The following is a 20296-nucleotide window of genomic DNA, read 5'->3' on the forward strand; positions in this document are numbered from 1 at the left end:
TTAGAAAGCGCCGTCGAACAGGCTTGTCACCGAGCCGTCGTTGAACACTTCACGGATCGCCGAGGCGAGCACGGGCGCGATCGGCAGCACGGTGAGCTGCGGGAAGCGCTTTTCTACCGGGATCGGCATCGTGTCTGTGATGACCACTTCGCGCACACCGCATTCGGATAGGCGCTTGACAGCCGGGTCGGAAAGCACGCCGTGAGTGGCGGCGATGATCACGTCTTTCGCGCCGGCCTCGAGCACTACTCGCACAGCCCCCGCAATTGTGCCGGCCGTGTCAATAAGGTCGTCCACGATCACCGCCGTCAGGCCTTCAACTCCGCCAACGACGCGGTTCGCCGTCGCCTCGTTCGGGCGCGTGATGTCGCGCGTCTTGTGGACGAACGCGAGCGGCACGCCGCCCAGGCGGTCGCCCCACTGTTCGGCCACCTTGATTCGGCCCGCATCCGGGGACACGACCACGGAATTAGCCGTGTCGATCCGCGTGCGCACGTACTCGACGAGGGTCGGCATCGCCCACAGGTGATCGACCGGCCCGTCAAAAAAGCCCTGGGTTTGCGCCGCGTGCAAATCGACCGACATGATGCGATCCGCGCCGGCCGTCTTAAACAGATCCGCGAGCAGGCGCGCCGAAATCGGCTCACGCCCCTTATGCTTCTTATCCTGACGCGCATACGGGTAGTTCGGCAGCACCACGGTGATCCGCTTGGCCGAAGCACGCTTAGCGGCGTCGACCATAATGAGCGCCTCCATGATCCACTTGTTCACCGGCACGGTGATCGACTGGAGGATGAACACGTCCGAGCCACGCACCGACTCGTCGAACCGCACATACACTTCCGAGTTAGCGAAATCGTAGGCTGTGACCGGCAACAGGTCGATCCCTAGTTCTGCGGCCACCGCCTTCGCCAGTTCGGGGTGTGCTCGTCCGCTTGCTAAAACCAGATGCTTCTCACCGTGGGTGTGGATGCCCGTCATTACACTACTTTCTCCCGTGACAACAGGTGGCTCTTGCGTTTCCTACCCTACCCCCGATTGCGGGGGAAGATTTGCGATTTGCGCACATTCGGCTGCCTTTACCCAAGGTCACAGGCTTAGAGCACGCTAAACGGTGCGACGTTTTGGCCAGCTTCAATCCGCGATCCATTCGCGACGACGTAAGGCGCCTGCGCATGTTCGCCCACTTCGGTGTCCGTGAGCGTCGAGTGTGGGCCGACGACGGCGAACGCGCCCACGTGCGTATTTCCGCGCAGGATGGTTCCCGGTTCGACGACGGCGTCTGGCTCGAGTGTGACTCCCACGTCGATCTGCGTGGTGGCCGGGTCAATGACGCGCACGCCCGTCAACATCCATTCGTCAATAATGCGCCGATTCTTTTCTGCGCTCAGTTCAGCCAGCTGGACGAGCGTGTTCACCCCGGAGGCTTCGGCGCCGTCGGGAAGTACGAACGAACCGACCCCGCGACCGGAGTTATGTGCGGCCGCGATCGCGTCGGTCAAATATACCTCGCCCTGTGCGTTATCCGTGCCGAGGGTGTCCAAGATTTCCCGCAGGAAAGCGATGTCAAAAACATAGGTGGACGTGCCGACTTCGTTAATTCCCAGCTGGTTCTCACTCGCATCGGAGTGCTCAACGATCCCGATGACCGAGCCGGTAGCACCCTTGTTACCCGCAACTTCACCCGGGCCTGCGGCGTCGCGCATGATGCGCCCGTAGCCCGTCGCATCGTCCAACACGGCCGATAGGACGGTGACGGCGTTACCGCCGTCGGCATGCACCCGCGCCAGTTCGGCAAGCGAGGCAGCGGTAAACATCGGGCTGTCACCAGCGATCACCAACACGGATCCCTCAAGATCGGCCGGGAGTGCCTGCAACCCGCACCACGCGGCCCGGCCCGTTCCCTTCACGTCGTCCTGATCAGCAATCAGCGCACCCGGATTAATCTCCTGAATATGAGCGGCCACCTTTTCGCGTTCGTGGCGCACCACAAACACCGTATGCTCAGCGCCAGCTGCGGTGACGGCGTCGTTCACATGACCAACCAAAGAACGCCCGCACATCGGGAGTAAAACTTTGGGGATCGCGGATTTAATACGGGTACCTTTGCCTGCTGCCAGAACGATTGCGGCCGTCAATGTTGACACGGTTCCTCCTTTGACCGCTCCGCCACTAGGACTCGAACCTAGACTAAGGGTTCCAAAGACCCGTGTGCTGCCATTACACCATGGCGGAATTCCCCTATATTGTGCCAGCCCCAGCCGCCTAATTTCCAATCGGATCGCGAAATCGCGGCGCTCCCGGCGTGGGTGGTTCACCACTTTTGAGTATCAGCGCGGCGATCTTGCAATAATGGAGCCATGACGAAGCACACTGTCCCACCTGAACAGCCCTCCCCTCCGAAGCGTGCCCGGATGACGCGCGTTCAACGCCGCGAACAGCTCATCGGCATCGGCCGCAAACTTTTCGCTGCACACGGTTTCGATGCCGTGTCGGTCGAGGAAATCGCAAACGCCGCCAGCGTGTCCAAACCCGTGATATACGAACATTTCGGCGGCAAAGAGGGCCTTTACCAGGTGATCGTCGACCGTGAGACCACACGCCTGAACGAGATCCTCGAATCGCAGATCCGGCCAGATTTGCATCCGCGCCAAGCGCTGGAGGGGACGATCGTTGGGCTACTCGATTACATCGAAGTCAACCCGGACGGCTTCGGCCTCATGGTTCACCAATCACCAGACGTGCTCACCGGCTCCCAGTTCTCCACCATCATGTCGGACATGGGCGAACACCTCACCGAACTACTCGGCGCATACTTTGAACAGCTCGGCTTCAACGTGGAATCCGCGCCCTTGTACGGGCAAATGCTCGCAGGCATGATGGGCACGATGGGTCAATCTTGGGCCAAACACAAAGAACCAAGCAAAGAGGTACTCGCCGCCCATCTGGTCAACATCATGTGGAACGGGCTGCGCGGCTTAGAACGCGATCCCAAACTCGAATACGGCGCGCAAGAGAACTAAGAGTTCACGTAAAAGAGCTAGATGCCGCGCGGAGCAACGAGGGCCGTGCGACGGCGTCGTCAATCTACAGACCTACCAACCAGGTCTCCATCTCGCGTACCCTGTAAGTGTTGCGCGCCACTCGGCGCAGTGTTTACCGAGGGAGAAGCTGGATGAGTCTCGAGATAAACCAACTGTATAAGTCGTTCGGATCCACGACGGCGCTCGACGGCATGGACTTCACGGTTCACCCGGGCGAGTTGTACGGTTTCGTCGGGTCGAACGGCGCGGGCAAAACGACGACGATGCGGATCATGCTCGGCGTGCTCAAAGCCGATTCTGGCGACGTGCGAATGAACGGCAAACCGCTCACGTTCGAAGATCGCCAACGCTTCGGCTACATGCCCGAAGAACGCGGCCTCTACCCCAAGATGAAGGTGGGCGAACAGCTCGTCTACTTTGCGCGTTTGCATGGCAAGTCGCGCAGCGAGGCGACGGCGGCAATGGAGTATTGGACCGAGCGCCTCGGCGTTCACATGCGTCGGGGTGACGAAGTGCAGGCCCTCTCGCTCGGCAACCAGCAGCGCGTCCAGTTGGCCGCCGCGCTCGTCCACGACCCGCAAGTGCTGGTACTCGACGAACCATTCTCCGGCCTCGACCCACTCGCGGTTCGCGACATGAGCCAGGTTCTCCGCGAAAAAGCACAGCAGGGCGCGACCGTCGTGTTCTCCTCCCATCAGCTGGACCTTGTGGAGCGCCTGTGCGACCGGGTGGGAATTTCTTCGCTTGGCAAGATCGCCGCGGAAGGAACGATCGACGAGCTACGGGCGAAGGGCTCGGACGCCGTCGTCGAAATTGAAGCTGAAGACGCCCGTGCGGTTGCCGGCGCGTTAGCCCCGCTCGGGATCGCCGCGGAACTCAGCGACGAACGCAAACTCCGCTTCCGGTTACCGGCCGGGGTCTCGGACCAGCAGGCCCTGCGGGCGGCACTCGAAGTCAGCCCGGTGCACGGCTTTAGTCACGTACGCCCGTCGCTGACGGACCTGTTCGGCGACATCGTGGAAGTTCCGCAGCCTGCCGCAGACACTAGCGCTAAGAAACCCGGATTCTTCGCCCGCATTTTCGGAGGTAAGAAAGCATGATCATTCAGATTATTCGCCGTGAACTTGCAATGCTGCTGCGTAATCGGGCGATGATTATTTCGACGGTGGTCGTCGTTGCGTTGATCTTGATCGCCGGCGTCGCGGGGCGCATATTTTTAGGTGGCGACGACGACGCCGAGGACACCCCGGTCGCTCCGGCCCCTGCCGTGATCGCGGTGGAAGCGCAGATGGCTGACTACGCCGAACACCTTGAAGGAGCGAGCGGCGGACTGGCAGATGTGCAGATGATCGACGAGGGTACGGGTGAGTCCTTCCTCGAAGCCAACGCACAGGCCGAGGATACCGGCCCTGCCGCGGTGCTCGCTGGCATTCCGGGCGACCCGCTCGTACTCATGGGATCGGACGGCGCTGGCGGGCCAGATCAGCGCCTGCAGAACATCGTCAACGCGGCCGCCACCGCGTGGTACACCGAAAGCCTCGGCCATGATCTCAGCGCAGACCAACTCGACGCCTTACAAGCACACGTGTCAGTACAAGTGCAGCTCGTAACCATCGGCAGCGCAAACCTCATCATGACGAACCCCATCGGCTACTTCTCCTCGCTCATCGGGCTGTTCCTCATGTTCATGATGATCATCATGGGAATCACGACGATCGCCAACGGGGTGGTCGAAGAAAAGTCCTCGCGCGTCGTCGAAATCCTGCTCACCACGATCAAGCCCCGCACGATGCTGCTTGGCAAAGTGCTCGGAATTGGGATCTTCATCATCGGCCAGTTCGCACTGTTTGTGCTTGCCGCATTCGTCGCGCTCGAGATCGCCGACGTGTTCATCCCACTCGACGTGTCCAGCCTGCTCGGCTGGATGCTCGTGTGGCTCGTGCTGGGTTTCTTCTTCTACGCCATGCTGACCGGCGCGCTGGCGTCCACGGCCTCCCGCCAGGAGGATCTCGCAGCCGTCACCACGCCGATCTCGCTGGTGTTGCTGGTGCCGTTCTATGCGGCGCTGTTCCTCGTGCCATCTGCACCGGATTCGACGCTGACGAAAGTTCTTTCGCAGATTCCCGGTTTCGGCCCGTTCCTCATGCCGGCCCGGCAAGCCTACGAGACTGTCACGACGCCGGAGCTCATTCTTTCGGCCGTACTCAGCACGCTCGCTATTCCGGCTGTCGCGGTCGTGGCTGGCAAGATTTACGAAAACTCGATCCTGCACACGGGCCGCAAACTCAAGGTTCTCGACGCCCTGCGCGGCGGGCGGAACTAGGCCTGCCAGCTGCCCCGGGCATGCTGCGGGTGGGAGTTTGCGGTCAGCTGCGGGCTGCTAGCACCCGGTTAGTTGCGGACTGCCAGGGCGCGGGAGCAAACCTGTAATCGTTGTGCTAGCTGCGGGTTTAAATGATCAGCTGCGGGCCGCAAGCGCTTGGAGGATTGCGCTGAGGTAGTCGGCGGCTGCGGCGGTGCGCTCGGGGCCGACCTCGCTGAGGATTTCTCGCTCCACCTCGAGGATCTCGCCCATCGCCCCGTCAACCGCTTCGATACCTTTCGGGGTTGCGCACACCTGAACGACGCGGCCGTCCTCCGGGGCGGCCGCGCGCGTGACCAGCCCATTTTTCTGCATGCGGTCAATCCGATTGGTGATGGTTCCTGAGGAGACGAACGTGTCCTTCATGAGCTGCCCGGCTGTCATTGTGTGGCCCGGTGCGCGGCGTAGCGCGGCAAGCATTTCGAACTCCCACGTCTCAAGACCGTGGTTGGCGTAGATCGCCCGGCGAAATTTGGTGAAGTGCCGGTTGATCCGTAACAGGCGCGAAAACACTTCGAGTGGTTCAACATCGAAATCGGGGCGTTGCTGCTTCCATGCGGCTACGACCTCGTCCACTTCATCGCGCTCAGTAGTCATATTCCGATATTACTCGACATCAAGATACACGATGTGTAATTTGCGCTACTTTTCCGGTGCAGCGCCCCGGCCAAGCCAGCCCGCCGCCGTTCCGGGGGTACCTGTTGCGTTCCCGGGGTAGACAAATCGCCGGATTTGATACCCCCGGAAGTAAACGCATACCCCGGGAAGCGAAACTTGACCAGCGACGCCGGCGCGGTTGCACCTGACGGGACTAGCTGTAACGCTCCGCGTCCTCCGCGGCATCTAGCCATTGCAGCTCGAGCTCGTCGAGCTCATCCTTGAGCTGGGCGATCTGCCGGCCGAGATCTGCAAGGCGTTCGTACTCTTCGGTCTCGCTCACGGTCGCGGCCACGTCCGCCTGCTCGATGCCGAGCTTGTCGATGTTGCCTCGCACGCGGGTCATACGCCGCTCGGCACGCTCCATCGCCTTGCGTGCCTCACGGTGTTTCGCGGCGTTCGACGTCGTTTTCGCAGCGTGCTGGTCGGCACCAGGTTCCTTAGCCTCAGGCTTGTCCGCCACGCGCTGCCGCACGATGTCCATGTACTGGTCGACGCCGCCGGGCAGGTCTCGCACGCGCCCGTCGATGACGGCAATCTGCCGATCCGTCGTGCGTTCGAGCAGGTAGCGGTCATGCGAGACGACCACAAGCGTGCCCGGCCAGGAGTCGAGCAGATCCTCGATGGCTGCCAGCGTGTCCGTATCCAAGTCGTTGGTCGGCTCATCAAGCAACAGCAGATTCGGCTCACCCATGAGCAGGCGGAGGAACTGCAGACGGCGTCGCTCTCCTCCCGACAGTTCGCCGACCACAGTCCACGCCCGCTCCCTCGTAAACCCAAGCTGTTCTACGAGCTGGCTGGCACTCACCGGTTTGCCGCCAATCTCCACGTGCGGCTTGATGTCGGCCACTGATTCCACGACGCGCCGGTGCGCAACCTCGTCCAACTCTCGCGTGTTCTGCGAGAGCACGGCCACGTTGACAGTCTTGCCGATTTTGACCGTGCCAGCAGTTGGCTCAATGCGACCCGCAAGCAGGCCCAACAACGTGGACTTTCCAGCGCCATTCGCACCGAGAATACCAATACGTTCACCTGGGGCAAGCCGCAACGTCACCCCCTCCAAAACCGGCCGATCCGCGCCCGGCCACGAAAACGCCGCGTCTTCCAGATCAACCACGCGCTTGCCGAGCCTCTGAGTTGCCATCCGCGCGAGCTCCACCGTGTCACGCGGCGGGGGTTCGTTTGCGATGAGTGCGTTAGCTGCCTCGATGCGGAACTTTGGTTTGGACGTGCGAGCCGGCGCCCCGCGGCGCAACCAGGCCAACTCTTTGCGCAGCAGGTTAGCCCGCTTTTCGGCAGCCTGTTGGGCGAGCCGCTGGCGCTCGGCGCGCTGCAAAATATAAGCCGCATATCCGCCGTCGTAGGTCTCCACATGCCCGGCCACGGGGTTGCGCCCGCCGGCGCCGTCGTGCCCCGGAACCACCTCCCACAGCCGGTTGCACACGGCGTCCAAAAACCACCTGTCATGAGTAACGACGACGAGCGCGCCCTGCCCCGAACCAAACCGCTCGTTGAGGTACTTCGCAAGATACGTGACGCCCTCGATATCCAGGTGGTTGGTGGGTTCGTCGAGCACGACGACGTCGGCCGGCTTCACGAGCGTCGCAGCAAGTGCAACCCGGCGGCGCTGCCCACCTGACAGTTCGCTGACCTGGGCGTCTAAGTCGATGTCGGGGATGAGGCCAGCGTGCAGTTCGCGGATGGCGGCGTCCGACGCCCACTCGTACGTGGCGGCCTCGCCGTGGATTGCGGCGCGTACGGGCTGGTTCGGCATGGAGTCCCTCTGGGTAAGCACGGCGAAATGCGTGTCTGCGACCATCGTGACTCGCCCGGTGTCCGGTTCCAGATCGCGCGTGAGCAGGCGCAGCAGCGTGGACTTTCCACCGCCGTTCGGACCGACGACTCCGATGCGGCTGCCGTCTTCCAGGCCGAGATTGAGGTCTGCGAGGATCGGCCGGGTGCCAAGCGAGATGGCAACGTCTTCCATCCCAAGAATATGTGCCATTACTCTGCCTCTCGCACGTGTGCGCCGGCGGCGGGACCGTAGGCGGTCAGCACTGAGCAGGCCGGGTAGCGGGCGGCCAGGTCAGCCGCCAGGCCAGGAAGTTGCGCTGGCTCGGCGAGCACCGCGATGGTCGGGCCCGAACCGGAGAGCAGGGCGTGTAGGCCGCCTGCGCGCAACTCGCTGAGCATCGCACCAAGTTCGGGCTTGAGCGAGGCTGCCGCCGGTTCCAGATCGTTGACCGCGAGCGCGGCCACGTCGTCGAGCGTGCCGCGGCTGAGCGCCTCGCGCAGGTCGGCCGTTGAGGCGGGTTCGCCGGCATCGGGGTTGAGGCGATCAAACTCGCGGAATACCGCGGGCGTCGACAGTCCGTCGCTGCGGGTGATCAGCGCCCAGCCGTGTAGTGCGAGCACTGGGACCTCGTCTAAGTGTTCACCGCGACCTTGCCCGTGGGCGATCCCGCCCTTGAGTGCGAAGGGCACGTCCGAACCAAGATCAGCGCCGATGTGCGAGAGTTGGTGGTCGCTCAGCCCGAGATCCCACAGTTTGTTGAGTGCCACCAGTGTGGCTGCCGCGTCGGCTGAACCGCCGGCCATCCCGCCGGCCACCGGGATCCTCTTCGTAATAGATATGTGCGCGCCGCTGGGCCCCTCCGAGCGCTGCCGCGCGTGCAGGGCACGCGCGGCCCGCATCGCTAGGTTCGTCTCATCGGTCGGCAGGTCTTCGCCCAGTCCGGTGATCTCGCAGGTCAGTTCGTCGGCAGCGGTGACCTCGACGTCATCAAAAATATCGAGCGCTACAAACACCGTATCGAGCGGATGGAAACCATCAGGGCGCGGGCCTCCCACGCGGAGAGCCAAATTGACCTTTGCCGGAGCTGAAACTAAAACGCGTTGCACGCCCACTATCGTAACGCCTCAGGCAAGGGCTAGGCCGAATCGCTCCCGGGCGGCGCGGGCGATCTGCACATAGTCATCCACGCCGAGCCGCTCCCCGCGCAGCGTCGGATCCACTTCCGCAGCGCGCAGTATCTCTTCGGCCTCATCAGCGCCGCCAGCCCATGGGGCAAGTGCCGCGCGCAGAGTTTTCCTGCGTTGTGCGAAGGCGGCGTCCACGATCTCGAAGGTCAGATCGCGCAAGTCGGGGTTGGTGGCGGCATGGGCGCCCTCGTGTACGTCGAGGTGCACGAGCGCCGAGTCCACGTTGGGAACCGGCCAGAACACGGAGCGCGAAATCTTGGCGCCGCGCCGCACCTTCCCATACCAGTTCGCCTTCACCGAGGGCACGCCATACGTGCGCGAGCCCGGCTGGGCGGCCAGCCGATCTGCTACTTCGAGCTGGACCATCACGGTCACAGACCGCAGGCTAGGAAACTCTGCCAACGCGGTCAGCAACACGGGTACAGCGACGTTATAGGGCAGGTTTGCCACGAGGTGGGTGGGGTCGAGCGTGCCTTCGCTGACCGGGCCGTCGCTCGCGCCAGCCGAACTCTCGCCTGTACCAGCACCCGCCAGTTCGCCAGCCGATACACCCGCCAGTTCCGGCGGTACCGCCAAATCGCCTCGGCGCACCTGCAGCGCATCACATTCCAGCACCGCGAACCGGGCCGCGGCGGCCTCAGGCGCAAACTCGGCAATCGTATCCGGTAGCGCGCCCGCCAACACCGGATCAATTTCAACGGCGGACACGTAGGCTCCTGCCTCGAGCAGTGCGAGCGTCAGCGAGCCAAGACCCGGGCCAACCTCGAGCACAACATCACCGTCGGCCACACCAGCATCGCGGACGATACGCCGCACCGTTCCGGCGTCGTGAACAAAATTCTGGCCCCGCGTTTTCGTGGGCTGCACCCCGAGTCGATCAGCGAGCTCGCGAATCTGAACCGGGCCGAGCACTAGTACCAGCCGCGCGACTGCGAATGACCCCACGCCCCACACGGGCTGCCGTAACGGCCTTGGATGTAGCCCAAGCCCCAGCGGATTTGGGTGGCGGGGTTCGTCTGCCAGTCCGCGCCGGCCGAGGCCATCTTCGATCCTGGCAGGGCTTGCGGAATGCCGTAGGCGCCCGACGACGGATTCGCGGCGTACGTGTTCCAGTTCGACTCGCGCTGCCACAGGGCGTCCAAGCAGGACCACTGATCCATGCCCCAACCGTAGGACGCGAGCATGCCTTGAGCGATTTCGCGGGCCGAGCCGGCTGGGACCGGCGCGCTGGCCGGCACGGGAACGCTGTGCGATCCGCTTGCTGGTGCGGCCTCCGGCTCCACGACCTCCTTGGTACCCACTCGCACGACGTGCGTGACGGGCTCCGTGCGAACCGCTTCAATCAGCAGGGTACGGCTGGATTCCTGGCCATCGCGGTAGGTCACTTCGTAGCTGCGCGTGCCGGTACCGTCCGCGCCCTGCGTTTCAACGACTTCCTCGCCCTTAGCAAGATCAGGATCGTCCACGCGTTCCGTTTCGTGTTCGGTGGTGAAATCTTCTGTCACAGTAGCCGTGGTCACCCGCACGATGGTAACGGGAGCCGCCGTGATCTGGTCGGTGAGCGCAACCGACACCTCGTCGTTCGGGCCGATTTCGATACCAGCTTCGGCGAACGCGCCGGCGTAGGTGGATCCTGCCGGTGCGGTGACCGGCGTCGTCGTGCCGTCTACAGTGACGTCAAACGTAATCTTGGCAGCCGCTACCGGGGTTTCGTCCTGCACAGGGTTCGCGACCGCTGCTACCGCAAGCTCGGCTGGAGCATGCCGGGTGGGCATGAGTGGGGCCGCAATCGCTGCGCCCGTAGCGACGACGAGCACGGAGGTCGCACTCAACAGTTGGCGTGACTTCGAGTACTGGCGCGGAGCCGCAACTGGCGCCGCGTTCACCCGGCTGGTCACGAGCAGGTAGTTCATCGTCTCCGCATAGGGCGTGCCACCCTTGACGGTGACCCGCTTGACCTGCGGAATCTCTGCCGTATCTGGAGTAGCGGTAATGGGTGCGCGGAAAGCTGCGCCCCTGATTGCCGTCTCCTTGGTTGCCGTGGCCGCACCCTCGTTTGCCGTGGTGGCTTCAGCGGCGGCCCGTGCCGCCTCTCGTTCCGCTAGACGGCGGGCCCTACGTGAACCCGGTTTGGGCGGCTCGTTCATGCCGCTCCAGTCGAAGGTAACTGCGGTGTCAGCACCTGCTGATGAGCGTGCCTCAGTTCGCGAGGCGGGCTGCTTGCTCGGCGTGTTACTCGTCAAGAAATTCTCCAGTACATTATCCCGTGGTCGCATTGACGACGGGCCCTGTAACATTGCTGAGATCGATTGTAATCAAATTGTTATCTTTCGCAACTGCGATGTAGGCGATTCCACAACCTGGACGCCCGGCGTCGGCGAACCACCGCACTGGATCACGGCCGAAAGCCAACGGCTCAGCACCGGCAAGACGGCCACTAAATCCCGTAAACGTCCGCCGTGTTCCGATCGATCACAGCACACCACTCGTCAGCCGGTATTCCGCGCAGATCGGCCAGATAGCGGGCCGTATAGATCACCGACCACACCGCGTTCGGCTGACCCCGATATGGCTCCGGCGTGAGGTAGGGCGCGTCCGTCTCCACGAGCACCAGCTCGTCGGGCAACACCTCAAAACCCTCCCGCAAGTCCCCGTTCGCTTTGTACGTGACGTTGCCCGCAAATGACGCATACCATCCGTTCTCTGCCAAAATCTGCGCCAGCTCGGCGTCGCCAGAAAAGCAATGGAACACGGTTCGCTCCGGAGCGCCGTCCGCGAGCAGGATCTCGACGACGTCGGCATGCGCCTCGCGATCGTGGATCTGCATCGGCTTGCCAAGCTCTTTCGCGAGCGCAATGTGGTCGCGGAACGAACGCTTCTGCGCCGCCTTCCCGGCCTCGCCGGTGCGGAAATAGTCGAGCCCGGTTTCTCCGATGGCGACGACGGCGTCGTCGGCGGCTAACTCCGCCACTTTCGCAACCGCCTCGTCCAGGGAATACTGCTCGTGGTGAGCATCCACTCGCGGCTCGTTGCCGTCAGGGGCCACCTCGCGCACACCCGCATGCAGTGGCGCCTCGTTCGGGTGGATCGCAAGTGCCGCCCACAGCTCATCGACCTCGCGGGCCAGATCGCGCGTCCATTCGAGCATCGGCACGTCGCAGCCCGAGGAGATCGCCGCTCGCACGCCCGCCTCGCGCATGCCCGTCAGGTGATTGTGCAGCAGCAGCGGCGGCTTCCACGAGCCCTCAAGGTTGACATTTTGCACCGGTTCCCCGCCGTCTGCGGGCACCGGATCGGGATAAAAGTGCGTGTGGTTGTCCACGATCGGCACCGCGCACGGCTCCGGGATCTGCGGGAAGGCACGCTTGCGGTCCTTCTTCGAGCCCGGCTGCGGCGGGATCGCCTGCCCGGGAATCCCCTTGCCGATGATCTTGCGTTTGGCGGGCTTCACGTCGTGCATGCTTATGCCTCGAGCGGGTTGCCGTCGACGTCGTAGCCCAAGCGAGCCAGTTCGTCGGCCACCACGGACTCGTCGAGCTTGACGAATGCGGGCTTCGGCTTCGAAATCGGCGTGCCGGGCGTGACGATGCGGCGCTCCCACGTGCGTACGCTTCCGTAGTCGCCGGTGATGATCGGGTAGGCGTAGCCGTTGTCGAGGTCGGTGACCTCTTCGATGCGCGGCATCGGCGCAATATCCCCAGTACCGCCGAGGATCGCATCGATCGTGTTCGACGAGTGCGGCAAGAACACGCACATCATCGTGTTCAAATCGGACACGGCTTGGATAAGCGTGTTGAGGATCGTGCCCAGGCGTTCGCGCTGCTCGGGCGCCTTGAGTTTGAACGGCTCGGTACGCGCCACGTAGGCATTCGCCTCCCCCACCAAGCGCATGATCTCCGCGAGCGCCGCCCGCTGCTGATGGCTCCCGATCAAATCGCCGACCGTATCGAAACCGGCAGCCACCGCGTCAAGCAGAGCCGCGTCGACGTCGTCGAGCTCGCCAGCTGGCGGAATCTCGCCAAAATTCTTGGCGATCATGGCAGCCGTGCGGTTAACAAGATTGCCCCAACCGGCCACGAGCTCCGAATTGTTGCGGCGCACGAACTCACTCCACGTGAAATCCGAATCCTGGCTTTCCGGGCCGGCGATCGAAATGAAGTAGCGCAGCGCGTCGGGCTGGTAGCGTTCCAGCACGTCGCGAACGTAGATCACGATGCCCTTCGACGAGGAGAACTTCTTGCCCTCCATCGTGAGAAACTCGGAGGCCACCACCTGCGTGGGCAGATTGAGCGTGCCGAACTCGCCTGGCTGCCCGCCCTTGCTGCCCTCGCCGTTGTAGGCGAGCAGTTCGGCCGGCCAGATCTGGCTGTGGAACACGATGTTGTCTTTGCCCATGAAGTAATAGGACAGGGCCTGCGGGTCGTTCCACCACAGTTTCCAGTCGTCCTTCGAGCCGGTTCCCGCTTTTTCGCGGCGGCGCGCCCACTCGATGGCTGCCGAAAGGTAGCCGACGACGGCGTCGAACCACACGTACAGCCGCTTGTTCGGCCGGTCCTCCCAACCCGGGACGGGAATGCCCCACGTGATATCGCGGCTCATCGCCCGCGGGCGGATATCTTCGAGCAGGTGCTTGGAAAACGCGATGACGTTCGGACGCCACTTGCCGTCTTCTTCCACGCGGTCCAGCCAGGAACCCAGCGCGTCGGCGAGTGCGGGCAGGTCGAGGAAGTAGTGCTCGGTCTTCTTGAACTCCGGGGTAAGGCCGGAGACTTTCGACACCGGGTCGATCAGGTCGTGCGGATCGAGCTGGTTACCGCAGGCGTCACACTGGTCGCCGCGCGCTCCGGCCGCCCCACACAACGGGCACGTGCCCTCGATGTAGCGGTCCGGAAGCGTGTTGCCCGTTTCCGGATCGATCGCCACGGGTGTTTCTTCCACGATCATGTAACCGTTATCGCGGCAGCCTTCGAACAGGTGCATGACCACGTCCTCGTGGTTCTTCGTCGTCGTACGCGTAAACAAATCGTAGGACAGGCCGAGCTTGACGAGGTCTTCCACAATGATCCGGTTGTTCGTGTCAGCCAACTCTTGGGGTGAGACGCCCTGCTGTTCCGCGGCCACCAGAATCGGGGTGCCGTGTTCGTCCGTGCCAGAGACCATCAGCACGTCGTGCCCGCGCATTCGCATGTAGCGCGAAAAAACATCCGAGGGCACACCAAAACCGGCAACGTGGCCGATGTGGCGTGGTCCGTTTGCATAGGGCCAAGCGACAGCTGAAAGGATTCTAGACATGCCTCTAGGGTATGCGTTTTCGGCGCCAGACGTGAAACTTGCCCGGAATCGGCTCGCCCTGCGGCGCTCCGCGACCGGCGATACCCGGGCGGATCCGCATAAAACATGACCAGGCGTAATCTCATTGCCAAAAAGCATGTAAAACAGCCCTTTTTTCATGTGCTACGCGGAGTGGGCCGAGTATAAGCCCGAGTTAGAAAGCCAAGTATCAAAGTGCGCGTATAGCGAGTAAAATAGCGGCAACGACGACCGGAGCCACCAAGGAGGTAGCCTCATGTCCGAATCTCGCGCACTGATCATCGTTGACGTACAGCCCACTTTCACAGAAGGTGGGGCGCTGGGCGTGGAGGGCGGCAACGCCGTCGCCGAACGAATCGCCGATTTCGTGACGGATAACGCCGACGAATACGACCTCATCGTCACCACCCAGGACTGGCATATTGATCCGGGTAGCCACTTTTCTGACGAGCCCGATTTCGTGGATTCTTGGCCGCCGCACGGCGTGGCTGGCACGGCCGAGGCCGAGCTGCACGACGCCATCGCCTCCCTCCCCCTCGACGACGGGGTGAAGAAGGGCGAATACTCTGCCGCTTACTCCGGTTTTGAAGGCAAGAACGCGGCCGGCGACACCCTTGAAATTATCTTGCGCAAGGCGGACGTCTCCACCGTTGACGTGGTGGGCATCGCCGAATCGCACTGCGTGAAAGAGACGGCGTTGGACGCCCTGCGTTCCGGGTGGAAGGTGCGGGTTTTCTCGGATCTGACCGTGCCGACGTCGGAAGAGCTCGGCGCGGCCGCCCGCGTGGAAATGGACGAGGCCGGCGTGGAACAGCTCGATTCGCGCGAGGCTTTCGGCTTCTACGAGGAGGGCGAGGACGCGCCGATCCCCGGTTTTGACGACGACGGCGACGACGGCTGGGAATCCGGCGCCGACTGGAACGAGGGCTGGCAGGCTGACGACGACCACTGGAACGACACCGACTGGGACGACATGCAGACCGGCGACCTCGACGGCGACGGGATTGCCGACGACTTCGAAGACGACGAATACGGCGCGGCCGACTATCGCGACGACGAACCGGTTCGCGGCAAGCCGCTCATCGCCGCGGAGGACTCCTATAACCTCGACGACTATGGTGAAGAATCCGACGCCGAACTGACTTCAGACGGCGAAGAAGAGGAGCTTGACACGCTCGCCAACCGCGTGGAGCTAGACGAAGACCTCTCGGACTACGACCTATCCGACTTCGACCTCGACGATTTCGACATCGACGACGAGATCGATTTTTCCGGCGACGCCGACGACTCCGACTTTGACTTCTCGGACATCGACTACAAGCCGCAAGGCTAGCGACTACGCAGCGTCAGGCCGAAGCCGGCCCAAGCTAACGTTATTGAGCTGAGCGGGCTGAACAGACGGTGAGCGATCTGAGCGGGTAGCTAGCGAGCCGAGCGCGCGGCTAGCGCAAGATCGTATAGCTCGTTCTTCCGTAGGCCTTCGCGTTTGGCGACGTGTGCGGCGGCATCTTTGAGGCGCAGTCCGGCGGCGGCCAACTCGAGCACTTCGGGCACATGCGACCGGGCGTCGCGTGCTTGTGGGCTGGCGCCTTCGACGACGATGACAATCTCGCCGCGTACGTCGTGCGCCCACTCGGCGAGTTCTGCCAGCGTGCCACGCCGGATTTCCTCGTGGGTTTTCGTGAGCTCCCTGCAGACGGCAGCCCGCCTGTCGGCGCCGAACTCGTCGGCCATGACGGCTAGGGTTTGCTCGAGGCGGCGCGGGCTTTCGAAGTAGATTGTGGTGCGCGGCTCGGCAGCAAGGGCTGCGAAGAAGCTGCGGCGCTCGCCGTCTTTGCGCGGCGGGAAGCCCTCGAAGGCGAACCTGTCTGAGGCTAGCCCCGAGACCGCGAGCGCAGTCAAGACCGCCGACGGGCCTGGCACCACCGTCACGGCGACCCCCTGTTCGGCAGCCAGCGACACCAGCCTGTAACCGGGATCGGAGATCGCAGGCATTCCGGCATCGGTTACCACGACCACCCGCTTGCCCTGGCTGGCGGCGGCAACTAGGGACTGCGCGGCGTCGCGCTCATTGTGCTCGTGGTAGGCGGTGACGGGCGCCGAGATCTGCACGCCGAGGCGGCCAGCAAGATTGAGGAGCCTGCGGGTGTCTTCGGCTGCGATGAGGTCGGCTCCCGCTAGTTCGGCGCGTAGGCGGGGTGAGGCGTCGTCGTCGTTACCGAGCGGGGTGCCAGCTAAAACAATCATGGAGCCAGACTACCGCCGCATAGCGCAGGTTGGCACCCAACATGGGCGCGAGCATGAGCGCGTGGGCTGCCCAAAAGTCGAGCCAAGTGCCGCCCGGAATGCGGACAGGTGTTCCAATATGTGATGATGAGCAACAAATTTTATATACGTACATCTCAATGTTAAGATTTAGACGTGACCAACCGGGTCACAGTGCCAGCGAAAGCTGGTTTTTCTATGTGAGGAGAAAGGAAAGGAGGGACGCACTGATGAAGAACTGGAAGCTGTTTTCGAACATGAAGGTTACCCGCAACGCTCTCATGAACGCTGCTCGCGCACACGAGCACGTGGTTCAGGCTGAGCTGCTCGGCAACCGATAACAGATAACAATCGGCATAGTGGCCGGTAGGAAAGGCGGACAACGGGGTCCGCGTTTTTTATGCCCAAAACCGGGGTAAATTGGGGTTTATGCGAGGTTTTACGCGCGTAAGAGCGTGTCGGCGGGCGGCGGCTCTCCCCCTTCTGACCCTGCCTTCGTGCGTTTCTGCTACCACAGCAATAATGCGGGACTCGACGGCCTCAAACCCCTTCAAAACTGCTTATATAGCAGAAACGCGAGAGTGGACGCCCCCGAAGCCGAGCGAGCCCGCGAAACTCGCCAAACCCGCCGGAACCTATGCCCAGCCAACCTATGCCCAGCCCATGTCCCATAGGGCGTCTTCCTCGATCCCGAAATGGTGGGCGACCTCGTGGAAGACGGTGATGATTACCTCCTCCGCGACCTCTTCCTCGGTTTCGCACATGCGCAGGGTTGGCCCGCGGAAAATCCAGATCCGATTGGGTTCGGCGTAGCCGAAAAAGTCCCCGTCGGTCAGCGCGATCCCCTCGTACAGGCCGAGTAGTTCTTCCCCGTCGGATTCTTTGAGCTGCTCCTCGGTTGGCTCGTCGTCGATGAGGAACACGAGGTTCTCAAGCTGGGAGGCGAAGTGCTCTGGGATTTCGTCAAGCGCATCGGCAACGAGTTCTTCGAACCGTTCGGGGCTCATCTCCACTGCCACGGGATCTACTTCCCCTCCCGCGACTGCACCGCGCGCTCGGCTAGTTCGGCGTCAGCCCCGCGCGGTTCGCTATCAGCCCCGCGCGGTTCGCTATCAGCCCCGCGCGGTTCGGCATCAACTCCCGAGCTGCGCCCCACGAAATCGTCCATCGTCTGGTTAATACCGAAAAAGTCGAGTAGCTTATCGAGCACCGGTACGGGCAGGGCCTGCGCCACCTGAGCCGCTCGCACGAACGGCGGATCGACTTTCATCTGGCACCCGGCCTCGAGGGCGTCCAGCACGTGCCGCGCAGCGGTGTCGGGGGTGATGATCGGCAACACCAAACGGAATTTCGTTTTCACGCCCTCGAACATGCCGGTCGAAATATAGTACGGACAGTACAGAAGCGTGTGAACGTTCGATCCGCGATGGCGCAGCTCGGCGCGCAGCGATTGCGCGAAGCCCACGGCCCCGAATTTCGACGGCGAATAATCGGCCTGACGCGCCACACCAACCAGCCCTGCCGCCGACGCGATAGTCACAATCGCCCCGCGGTCCCGCTCGAGCATTCCGGGCAGGAACGCCTTTACAGTTCGATAGTGGGAGGTCGTGTTGACGGCGAACGTACGCTCCACGTCGGCCTCTGTGACGGAAAGGAAATCCTTGCCGGTCACGATGCCCGCATTGTTGATCAAAATGTCAACCCTGCCGAACTCCTCGAGCGCTTGCTCTGCGGCGGCAGCAACGGATTCATTGCTCGTCACGTCAACGCACACCGCCCGCGCCTGCTGGCCGATCTCCTCGGCAACCGCACGCGCCGCGTCCTGGCTCAGATCCCAAACCAGCACGGCTTTCGCCCCGCGTGCCGCCGCACCTTTCGCCATGAGCCGCCCGATTCCCGAACCGCCGCCGGTCACGACGACGACCGCGCCCGCAATCGGCACCCTACGTTTCAGCACACTCATCACCTAGCTTCCTACTTCCCAGTCAGCCACGGGTTCCTACTTCCCGGCCAGCCACGGCGGCAGCTTTCGCATCGCCGTAAGAAAACCGCCCATCACCTTTGCCCAGCCCTTATTGCCAAGCCCGGGCGGCGCGGCCACGGGCATCACCCGCTGCGATACGACGAGGCGCGCGTCCGTGTACTTAGTGATACCTTCAGGGCCGTGCCGGTGCCCCATGCCGGATTCCTTCATCCCGCCGTTGATCCCACCGATCGATCCCCAGCCGGCCGCATACCCGTCATTAATGTTCACCATGCCAGCGTCCAGCCGCCGGGCCAGCGCCTCGGCGCCCGCGACATCCCTGGTCCAGATTGCCGCGTTCAACCCGTACCGCCTTTCGTTCGCTAGCCGCACGGCGTCGTCGTCGGAACTCACCCGATACAACGAGACGACCGGCCCGAACGTTTCCTCGGCAAAAACTTCCATGTCGGGTGTCACGCCTGTCAACACCGTTGGTGCATACCCCCACAGCCCGACGCCGCGAAGCTCCTCGCCGCCAGCCAGCACGGTGGCGCCTTTCGCGCGGGCGTCACTGACGTGGGCTTTAACTTTTTCGAGTTGCGCCTGCGAAATCAGCGGCCCCATGTCCGCTTCCCAGCGCATTGAGCCCTCCACGCGTATCGCCTTGACCTTGCGAAGGAACGCCGGCACGAAGGTATCCCATGCGCGCTCGTGCACGTAGATTCGCTCAATCGAAATACACAGCTGGCCAGCATTTGAAAAGCACGCTTTCACCGCGCCCGCTGCTGCTTTCCCGGGCGGGGCATCCGCGCGCACGATCATCGCGTTCTTCCCACCTAGCTCGGCAGAAAAACCGATGAGCCGCTCGCCCGCCTGCCGCGAGATATGCCTGCCCGTAGCGGTAGACCCCGTGAACATCACGTAATCCGCCCGCTCGATCATCGGCGTCCCCAGATCTGAGCCGCGCCCGATCACCACCTGAAACAGATCCTTAGGCAAGCCCGCCCGCTCAAACAACGCCTTGACGGCGAGCGCCGTGAGCGGCGTGAGCGAATCCGGCTTCAGCACCACCGCGTTGCCAGCCATGAGCGCAGCAAGGGCATCAGACGCCGTGAGCGTAAGCGGATAATTCCACGGAGAAATAACAGCGACGACGCCCTTCGGCTGCCGGGTGACCACCGCTTTCGTCAGGATCGGCATCGCCCCTTGTACGCGCTGATCGGCAAGCGCCGACTTTGCACTTCGGGCGTAATAGCGGGCGTTGATGGCAACATCTGCGATTTCTTCGAAGGCCGCGCCGCGGGATTTTCCCGTCTCCCACTGGACGAGGTCGAGCAGGGCCTCCTGCTCCGCGAACACGAGATCGTGAAAGGCAAGCATTGCTTGTTTACGACTCTCGAAGTCGGCGGCTGCCCAGCGCTTTTGCACGCGTCTGGCCACGGCGAACACGGAGTCTAGCTCGGCCACCGGAGTGGTGCTCAGCGCGGCAATCTCGCTGCCCGTCAGCGGCGAACGCACGACCAACTTCCCAGATTGCGCGCCGGTTTGCCCTGGGTCAGCGGTTTGCCCTGGGCTGCTGTCGACGCCCGGAAGTGTGCTGGCGACGCCGGGAAGCAGGCGCTGCAGGGCGAGGCGGCCGCGGCGATCGAGTTCGTTCATGCGCTCGATTCTACGCGTTCGCTCCGACATTCTCGGACGCCGTCCACGGCCGGT

The 20296-nt window shown here is 63.0% G+C and carries 16 protein-coding genes, 1 tRNA gene and 1 pseudogene; 4 read left to right on the plus strand and 14 right to left on the minus strand.

The genetic code is table 11. The features are described from left to right. From EL234_RS03595 to EL234_RS03605, 3 genes are all read right to left on the minus strand, one after another. Complete coding sequence (locus EL234_RS03595; RefSeq protein WP_126416185.1) at nt 1-981, minus strand: ribose-phosphate diphosphokinase; 981 nt, start codon at nt 979-981, stop codon at nt 1-3. A gap of 116 nt (nt 982-1097) precedes the next feature. Beyond that, nucleotides 1098-2147 carry an NTP transferase domain-containing protein gene (locus EL234_RS03600; RefSeq protein ID WP_126416186.1) on the minus strand — a complete coding sequence of 350 codons (1050 nt, stop codon included), beginning with the start codon at nt 2145-2147 and terminating at the stop codon, nt 1098-1100. A 17-nt stretch (nt 2148-2164) separates the two neighbouring features. After that, nucleotides 2165-2235: transfer RNA gene (locus EL234_RS03605), tRNA-Gln, on the minus strand. Between the two features lie 125 nt (nt 2236-2360). Between EL234_RS03605 and EL234_RS03610 the strand changes: the two genes are divergently transcribed. From EL234_RS03610 to EL234_RS03620, 3 genes are all read left to right on the plus strand, one after another. Further along, nucleotides 2361-3023 carry a TetR/AcrR family transcriptional regulator gene (locus EL234_RS03610; protein WP_241969075.1) on the plus strand — a complete coding sequence of 221 codons (663 nt, stop codon included), beginning with the start codon at nt 2361-2363 and terminating at the stop codon, nt 3021-3023. Nucleotides 3024-3175: 152 nt separating this feature from the next. Then, the gene (locus tag EL234_RS03615; protein WP_126416187.1) at nt 3176-4144 is read left to right on the plus strand and encodes an ABC transporter ATP-binding protein; all 969 of its coding nucleotides are present in this window, start codon (nt 3176-3178) and stop codon (nt 4142-4144) included. Then, nucleotides 4141-5367 carry an ABC transporter permease gene (locus EL234_RS03620; RefSeq protein WP_126416188.1) on the plus strand — a complete coding sequence of 409 codons (1227 nt, stop codon included), beginning with the start codon at nt 4141-4143 and terminating at the stop codon, nt 5365-5367. Before EL234_RS03615 ends, EL234_RS03620 begins: the two co-directional genes overlap by 4 nt. 135 nt (nt 5368-5502) lie before the next feature. Here EL234_RS03620 and EL234_RS03625 read toward each other — a convergent pair whose 3' ends face one another. The 7 genes from EL234_RS03625 to metG all read right to left on the minus strand — a co-directional run bounded on the left by EL234_RS03625 (nt 5503) and on the right by metG (nt 14337). After that, nucleotides 5503-6003, minus strand: coding sequence for a MarR family winged helix-turn-helix transcriptional regulator (locus EL234_RS03625; RefSeq protein WP_126416189.1), 501 nt, complete (start codon nt 6001-6003; stop codon nt 5503-5505). A 214-nt stretch (nt 6004-6217) separates the two neighbouring features. Then, on the minus strand, nt 6218-8068 hold the full coding sequence (locus tag EL234_RS03630) for an ABC-F family ATP-binding cassette domain-containing protein (RefSeq protein ID WP_126416190.1): 1851 nt from the start codon (nt 8066-8068) through the stop codon (nt 6218-6220). Next, the gene (locus tag EL234_RS03635) at nt 8068-8964 is read right to left on the minus strand and encodes a 4-(cytidine 5'-diphospho)-2-C-methyl-D-erythritol kinase (RefSeq protein WP_126416191.1); all 897 of its coding nucleotides are present in this window, start codon (nt 8962-8964) and stop codon (nt 8068-8070) included. Before EL234_RS03635 ends, EL234_RS03630 begins: the two co-directional genes overlap by 1 nt. Before the next feature lie 18 nt (nt 8965-8982). Beyond that, the gene (locus EL234_RS03640) at nt 8983-9990 is read right to left on the minus strand and encodes a ribosomal RNA small subunit methyltransferase A (RefSeq protein WP_241969077.1); all 1008 of its coding nucleotides are present in this window, start codon (nt 9988-9990) and stop codon (nt 8983-8985) included. After that, nucleotides 9957-11288: an aggregation-promoting factor C-terminal-like domain-containing protein gene (locus EL234_RS09290; RefSeq protein WP_164712332.1), complete on the minus strand. Its 1332-nt coding sequence runs from the start codon at nt 11286-11288 to the stop codon at nt 9957-9959. Before EL234_RS09290 ends, EL234_RS03640 begins: the two co-directional genes overlap by 34 nt. A 194-nt stretch (nt 11289-11482) precedes the next feature. Then, a complete protein-coding gene (locus EL234_RS03650; RefSeq protein ID WP_126416192.1) occupies nt 11483-12505 on the minus strand; it encodes a TatD family hydrolase in 1023 nt (340 codons plus the stop codon). Nucleotides 12506-12507: 2 nt separating this feature from the next. Next, nucleotides 12508-14337, minus strand: a complete 1830-nt coding sequence (metG, locus tag EL234_RS03655) for a methionine--tRNA ligase (protein ID WP_126416193.1) — start codon at nt 14335-14337, stop codon at nt 12508-12510. 274 nt (nt 14338-14611) lie between these two features. Here metG and EL234_RS09515 point away from each other — a divergent pair. Then, nucleotides 14612-15190, plus strand: a pseudogene (locus tag EL234_RS09515) (isochorismatase family protein); the annotation flags it as partial. A gap of 587 nt (nt 15191-15777) precedes the next feature. Here EL234_RS09515 and rsmI read toward each other — a convergent pair. From rsmI to EL234_RS03680, 4 genes are all read right to left on the minus strand, one after another. After that, complete coding sequence (rsmI, locus tag EL234_RS03665) at nt 15778-16602, minus strand: 16S rRNA (cytidine(1402)-2'-O)-methyltransferase (protein ID WP_126416195.1); 825 nt, start codon at nt 16600-16602, stop codon at nt 15778-15780. A 668-nt stretch (nt 16603-17270) separates the two neighbouring features. Continuing rightward, on the minus strand, nt 17271-17639 hold the full coding sequence (locus EL234_RS03670; RefSeq protein ID WP_322787218.1) for a metallopeptidase family protein: 369 nt from the start codon (nt 17637-17639) through the stop codon (nt 17271-17273). 5 nt (nt 17640-17644) lie between these two features. Further along, on the minus strand, nt 17645-18577 hold the full coding sequence (locus EL234_RS03675; protein ID WP_241969079.1) for an SDR family NAD(P)-dependent oxidoreductase: 933 nt from the start codon (nt 18575-18577) through the stop codon (nt 17645-17647). Nucleotides 18578-18619: 42 nt separating this feature from the next. Next, complete coding sequence (locus tag EL234_RS03680) at nt 18620-20242, minus strand: succinic semialdehyde dehydrogenase (protein ID WP_197718457.1); 1623 nt, start codon at nt 20240-20242, stop codon at nt 18620-18622. Between the last annotated feature and the right edge of the window lie 54 nt (nt 20243-20296).

This window comes from Trueperella bialowiezensis (genome assembly GCF_900637955.1).
Lineage (GTDB): Bacteria > Actinomycetota > Actinomycetes > Actinomycetales > Actinomycetaceae > Trueperella > Trueperella bialowiezensis.